4 protein-coding genes and 1 pseudogene are annotated in these 6,399 nt (G+C 36.8%); 2 read left to right on the top strand and 3 right to left on the bottom strand.

The genetic code is table 11. From position 1 onward, the window contains the following. Positions 1 to 65 precede the first annotated feature (65 nt). From G5T77_RS15480 to G5T77_RS15470, 3 genes and pseudogenes are all read right to left on the bottom strand, one after another. Positions 66 to 2,243: pseudogene (locus G5T77_RS15480) on the bottom strand (site-specific integrase); the annotation flags it as partial. Then, positions 2,240 to 4,420, bottom strand: coding sequence for a hypothetical protein (locus G5T77_RS15475; RefSeq protein WP_166135828.1), 2,181 nt, complete (start codon positions 4,418 to 4,420; stop codon positions 2,240 to 2,242). The pseudogene G5T77_RS15480 and the gene G5T77_RS15475, both read right to left, overlap by 4 nt. Beyond that, positions 4,417 to 4,911, bottom strand: a complete 495-nt coding sequence (locus tag G5T77_RS15470) for a hypothetical protein (RefSeq protein WP_166135831.1) — start codon at positions 4,909 to 4,911, stop codon at positions 4,417 to 4,419. Before G5T77_RS15470 ends, G5T77_RS15475 begins: the two co-directional genes overlap by 4 nt. Positions 4,912 to 5,146: 235 nt before the next feature. Between G5T77_RS15470 and G5T77_RS15465 the strand changes: the two genes are divergently transcribed. Together G5T77_RS15465 and G5T77_RS15460 are read left to right on the top strand one after the other, a co-directional pair. After that, positions 5,147 to 6,109, top strand: a complete 963-nt coding sequence (locus tag G5T77_RS15465) for an IS30 family transposase (protein WP_166135825.1) — start codon at positions 5,147 to 5,149, stop codon at positions 6,107 to 6,109. A gap of 165 nt (positions 6,110 to 6,274) precedes the next feature. Then, a partial coding sequence (locus tag G5T77_RS15460) for an IS1 family transposase (protein WP_166236246.1) occupies positions 6,275 to 6,399 on the top strand: 125 nt, incomplete at its 3' end.

Raw genomic sequence — 6,399 nt, 5'->3', positions numbered from 1 at the left:
CATTAACTTAATCGCTGCACTAGTAAACCGGATGAACTTGCAATAATGACTTTCGCAAGAGATCTATTGAAATAGGCTTCTTTAGGGAGTGGACTTTCGATTTGATTTAGTTGGTAGCTAATTGCCAGGTGCATTAAATGCAGATAGCTTGAACAGGTCGTTTCAGGGGTTAGGTGCCCGGCAAAATGAGAAAGTGCATACCAGGTTTGCTGAGTATTTCTGTTTCGTAGCAAGGCATAACGGATACGTAATTGCTCATGTGGACTATAGTCAGTAAATGCATCTGTAAGAGTTGAGTTTTTTAAAACCAGGTAAAGATGATTAAATGTAGAATGGCGCAGACTATGGTAAGTAAAATTGTGTTCTCCAAAAACTGGCTGGATCAATTGTTTCAATAGGGAATTTACTTCATTTTCATGAGTTTCTTCTAAGGACTGTTTTAAAAACAGCGGTTGTGCAACTGATTTTCCTTGTTCTTTTAGCAGACGTTTTCTATTCTGACTATATGTTTTAAATGCATGAAATTCATCTGCTTTAAGTAGATGATGCAGAGGAATCTTGCGGTAAGCAGAGTAGCTTTTTTGATTTTTATTGCGATTATTGCGAATGGTGAGCATTACAGTATCTTCACTAATAAATAAATCACGTACAAAGATATTCAATGTTTCATTGATCCGTAGTCCGACTCTGAACCCCAGAATAAAAATCAGTTTAAATATATTTTTATCATGCAGCGGAATATTTTGTGTTTTTTCCAGCTGTTGTAGCATCTTGTGAAAAATCTGCGGTGAGATTAATGCTGTTTTGCAAATTTTTGGTTGAATTAAATTCTCCAGATCGACAGCAGGTGCATTAAAGAATAAGGTCTGTTTTTGATGAAACTCACTCAGACGTTTTTCTAGAGTTGCTCGAACTGTTTCTTTTTTCAGTAGAAGCATTTCTCCATACAGATCTTCAAAATCAGCATCTGAAAATGATGAAATATCTTTGTCTTTCGTTGCCTGCAGCCAATGCACTGCAAACTGTGAAAACATGGTTTTTAGAGAGCTTTGTTTAATTGGCTGAAAATCTGCGCGTATAAGCTTGCGCTTAAATCGTTTCTGCTGCTGGATAATATTGTTGAAATCGTTCAGTTGTGGCTCCGTTAATTTGGAACGAAGAATGGTCCACAGCAGCAAACGTTCCAAGGCCGGAGAGTGTTCTCCGGCATATAACTTTATGAGTTGATCGCTATAGTTTTTTGCACGAATAGCTTGACGTATTTCTACTAAAATATCGGCTACATCTAATGCAATAGTGACTGTAGACTGGTCCTGAGGGTTTTCACAAACATCCTGAATCGTATGGGTAGGCGAGGGTTCAGGCTGAATAAAATAAGCTGCTAATTGTTTTTCGAGAGGACTGGAACTGTAAATTTCATTTTTTAAGATACAAATGGATATTTGATCCAGTCCGCTGTTTTTCAGGAACTGTGTATAGTAAAAACCGTATTTTAACAGGTCTTTACAACGCACCTTCTCTTCAGGTAAGCATTCAATAATACAAGCGTTAATCAGATTTTCTGCATCTTTAATATCTGAAAATAAATCAAATTTTTGATGTTTTAGTCTGTAGATCCAGCATTTCACAATATCGTGCAGCACAAATGTTTTGGTATAGCTGACTGAAAACTCAGGGTTATTAATACGCTGATTACCAAAGCGCTGATTTGGGACCTCTAACGAAACAATATGATTCGAGTCTAAGAAGCTTTGAAATTTATTAGTTTTTAAAATAATTTTTAAAAATTTTTGCAATTCTTTATCGTTGTAAATGCCATTGAATAAGATGGAGCTAATCAAACAGAAGCCGAGTGACTGGGTTGGACTGAAGTTATTAGATTTTGCCCAATAATCAATCATATTTTTGACAAATTGAGTAACCTTTTTACCATATTTCAAGGTTTCAATATTTTGCTGTGGTGACGTTCTTTCATGTCTCACGGGTGCGGCCGGCACTGGATAATTTTGACTCGCTGACAGATTAAAGCGCTTGATATATTTAGCAAATTCTACACGTGCCATTTGATAGCTGCGGATATTGGATTTGCAGTGCTCTAAAAGCCGGTCATCAACTTGCCGGTAAACTTCAGGATAATTTTCAGGTGTCAGTTCTGAGCATTTTTCGCTAAATAGTTGCAGATGAAACGCTTTTTTTGCTCTATGTTTCTTTAATCGTTTGAGCGAGTGAGGATGTTTGCTCATGTAATCATTATTCCCGTGAAATTTGACATGCTTTTAAGCGCTAAGGTTTTGACCAACTTGTCTTGTGCTGCTCTAATTTGATCGTAATCCGTTGTCTGAAAAGCTGAATAGCGGTCAAACAGTTCTTGCATGGGCTCATCGTGACCAAAGATGTCCTTAACTACATCTTCATTACAGTATTGGGCAAAAAAATAACGAGTAAAATGACGGGTCCAATTACGTTGTAAGGCTATTTCTGTAAAGTATTTTTGAATATCAGAGAGTTCCAGATTTCTGATATATTCTTTTGAGTCATAAAATAAGAGTAAGAGACGCTTGCCATCAAGGACCTCATGAATTGCTTGTACTTTTTCTTGAGGTAGATAAGCTTTAGTGAGGGAGAGAAAGTGTTTTAAATATTTTAGGTAATACTGTATTTCATCACGAAGATAATCATTAAACGGTAGATATCGCCCAATGGTGCCCGAATAACGCTGCTCTTTATCTGCAACAGCCATCAATTGATTGTCGAGGTCAATATAATCTAGATTGGGTGGGAAAGATTCGCTTGGTCGTGCCGACGTGATGAGCATACAAACATGCCACAGCCAGAGTGAATAATGATTTAACGTCTGAAAGGGATTTGGATTATTCCGAACTTGATGGTCAAGCTGGTAAAAAAAGGACTGGACAAATGGAAGATCAGGTACTTGCTGACTGCCAAACGTAATTGGAGATTTAAATTCCTCAATATATTTATTGTCAAGCTGAGGAAAAACCAAATCAAGGGTTTGAATGTAGACATCTAGAATATCAGTAATTTTTATTGAGAAGTAATGGCATGGTGTGTAGTTGTTGACATTTTCTCCTGCCAATAATTTGCTTTCTAACTCATATCCTAGTTCATTCAGCGTAATATCGCTGATTAAACGCGGAAGATTTTGAGCTGTTAACGGAAAAGTAAGATCATTACTGATTCTACGTAGATGCTCCTGTACCTCAGAAGCAATATCGGCTTTATCCCACTTCTTTAGTCGAAGTATCTGATCCAAATAAACTTTAGGTAAGGGAATAGTAAAAGAATTACCAATATTGAGCATATATTCTTTTAAAAATGTATCTTTAAATTTAGAGCTATCAATACTTTGACGGAAAAAACAGTTTTCATGACTAAAGCGGATTTCTTTACTTTTTGGGTTTAGAAAGAAACGCGTTCGTAATACTAGTAGCTCTTCATAATGCGTGAAACTAAGTACTGAGAATAAAAGTAAGGCATGAATTGGAGAGTTTTCTGCTTGTTCAAATAAAATGCGCATAACATATTGTGCAGTAGGCAAATCGAAAACTCGGGGATTTGGCTTACTCATTAACTCATTCTTGTTTTTATGTAAAACCCTGTTCTTGAGATTATTAATTTGAGCTGTAATAGAGCATTGCTCTATTGAGTTAAACTCAAAATTATGATCTTCAACAGTTTCTAGGATTTTCTCTTCAATAGGCAATTTTGCCACACCACGTTCAAAATGAGTTTGATAGGTTTTTTCATCGTCAAGCGTTATTTTTGATGTCTTTCTAACATCAGTTTGAGGTGGTTCTTGGGCGCTTGGATTGCTTTCCCGATGCCTTTTTTGACGATCTGATTGCGTATGCGCATAGGTATAAATAACGCGGATATTTGCCAGTTGACCTATTTGCTTTGTTGTTAAATTTGGTGTGGAGCGTTCAACTAACTCTTTATTCTCTGTTTCAGCTTTATTTAAAAACTCAAGCAGATCCTCTAACTCCATAGGGAGAGCTGGTAAGAAGTTATAAAGCCAATGATACTCCCGCTTTGTGCTGGCTAAACGAAAACGCATACACAGATTAGCTATGGTGGTTGCATGTTCTTTGCTATCAAGCAATTCAATACATTGAGTATTGAAAATGGCCCACTTCAGAGCATTAGCTCGATATGCTGATGGGGTATTGATAATTGCAATAAGGTAATGAACCAGAGGATATTCACTGATTGATTTTTCTGCAAGCTGTTGATTTATAATGTTGTTAAGCTCAACGATTTCAGTAGGTTTGATGAAGTCATTGAGTTTGATTGAATTTTGAAAACTTTCTAGCTTTACTTGTGCCAGTGCTCGATAGAAATTTCGAAACGACTCAAGTTTTAATTCTTGAGTATCTTCTAAGTAACTATATCCATTCATGATGAAATTCCTGCCAGAATTTTTTCTAATGACAGTGGGCCTGTATAATTTGAAACAGAACTGACTGGGCTTTTCGATTTTGTTAGTTCTGCTAATTCTCGTAGATGAACGATTGTTAAAATTTCCTGACCGAAAACTTCCTGCAGATGTGCAGCTAAGTATTGTTCATTTAGCCAATGTGCGATGATATCTAAGCCCTGAATGGAGTGGTGTAATCCGGAACACAGTAAGGCCTTTACTTCGCTTAAACCCTGAATAATAAATTCGTAGGAGTTATTTTTTTCATAAGCTTGGAATTTAAACTCGGTTTTGTTTTTATTGTAAAAATGGGCATAGATCCACCTGAAATGGCTGCTAAAAAAATAGAGATTTGGTTTATTAGTTGGAAGAATAGGAATTTCAATTTTTTGTGTAAAAGCTTTTAAGTGATAGTTTTGCTGTTTCTCATTAAGCTGGAAAAATAAGGCGATCCAGACTTGGTAGGCATGCATGCATTTTGGATAACACATTAATTGCATATTTTTTGCAGGTACGCGGTAATTGGGTATGCTTTTCTTTTTTACAGACATACAGTGATGCCTCCCCATATTTGTGCCAAATGGCTGAAAATAAAACAATAATATTCGCAGATTCAAATACCAAGTGCGACATATTTGTAGTTAGTTGAAAAAGTTAGGTGTATTAAAATCATTAGACTTTTTTCAACTCGCAATTGGAAAGCACCCAATGAAGCAATACACCCAACTTTCTCAAAATGAAAGATACGAAATTTATGCTGCTTTGAAAAGCAAATCTTCAATCTCTACCCTTGCCAGGGAGCTTGGACGTTCTCGATCAACCCTTTATCGTGAGATCAAAAGAAATACTGGGAAACGTGGATATCGAGCTCAACAGGCAGAGAAATTTTCAAGTCAAAGACGATATCGATCCTCTTCACAAATGACGGATTTTGCTCTCGTTTATATTCGTTATCTGATTGGCTTAGATTGGTCTCCTGAGCAAATTTCAGGTGCTTTAACACAACGAGGTTGGCTTGATGTGCCTTCACATGAATGGATTTATCAGTACGTCTATCTAGATAAATCTAAAGGCGGTAAGCTCCACATTCATTTAAGACATCAAAAGAAATATCGTAAACGAGGCTATAAAAATACAGACCGTAGAGGCCAACTCGTTGATAGAACAAGTATTCACTGTCGCGATGAGGTCATCGAGAAACGTCAACGCCTAGGTGATTTTGAAGGTGATACCGTGATAGGCAAGAATCACAAGGGGGCATTATTAACTCTGGTTGAGCGCAAAAGCTTGTATGTACATATCGTTCATTTGGGACAAACTAGAACCACAACTAAAACGATCTCGTGTGCTTTAGCATGTTTGCGCAGCAGTCATGCCTACAGTGTAACCTTTGATAATGGTAAGGAGTTCTCCGAGCACCGGCGGATAACGGAAGCAGGGATAGAGACGTACTTTGCAGATCCATACAAGTCGATTCAACGAGCCAGAAATGAAAATACCAATGGTCTGACCAGGCAATATCTGCCAAAATCATCTTCGTTTGATGAAGTGTCAAATGAACAAATAGAGCAGATAGAATTTGCTCTCAATCATCGCCCTAGAAAAACACTAGGCTGGTATACGCCTAGTGAAGTTATGGCTGGTTTTTATACTGTTGCACTTGCTGCTTGAATCCGCCATTCATATAATTTTTAATAGTGAGACAATGGCTAAAAATACCATATATTGTGTTTGTAGTTTACTAAAATCTCTATATATAGTATTTTTTATCCATTTTGGTGGTGTATCAAAAAGTATGCTAAAAAAAAGCAGGTTGAATTTTGATAAAATAGAGAAATGCAAATAACTCTAGAAATCAAATGTCCAACCTGCCTCAGTGACAGTATAAAGAAAAATGGCATCAAAGTAGATGGGAAACAAAACTACCAATGCAAAGACTGCAAACGTCAGTTTATTGGTGA

Source organism: Acinetobacter sp. GFQ9D191M, from assembly GCF_011174875.1.
Taxonomy (GTDB): domain Bacteria; phylum Pseudomonadota; class Gammaproteobacteria; order Pseudomonadales; family Moraxellaceae; genus Acinetobacter.
This window is presented reverse-complemented; position numbering and strand designations above follow the sequence as displayed.

Bases quoted from the DNA above. Each gene is read 5' to 3' on its own strand.
- G5T77_RS15465 (WP_166135825.1), top strand. From the start codon at position 5,147: ATGAAGCAATACACCCAACTTTCTCAAAATGAAAGATACGAAATTTAT.
- G5T77_RS15470 (WP_166135831.1), bottom strand. From the start codon at position 4,911: ATGCATGCCTACCAAGTCTGGATCGCCTTATTTTTCCAGCTTAATGAG.
- G5T77_RS15475 (WP_166135828.1), bottom strand. From the start codon at position 4,420: ATGAATGGATATAGTTACTTAGAAGATACTCAAGAATTAAAACTTGAG.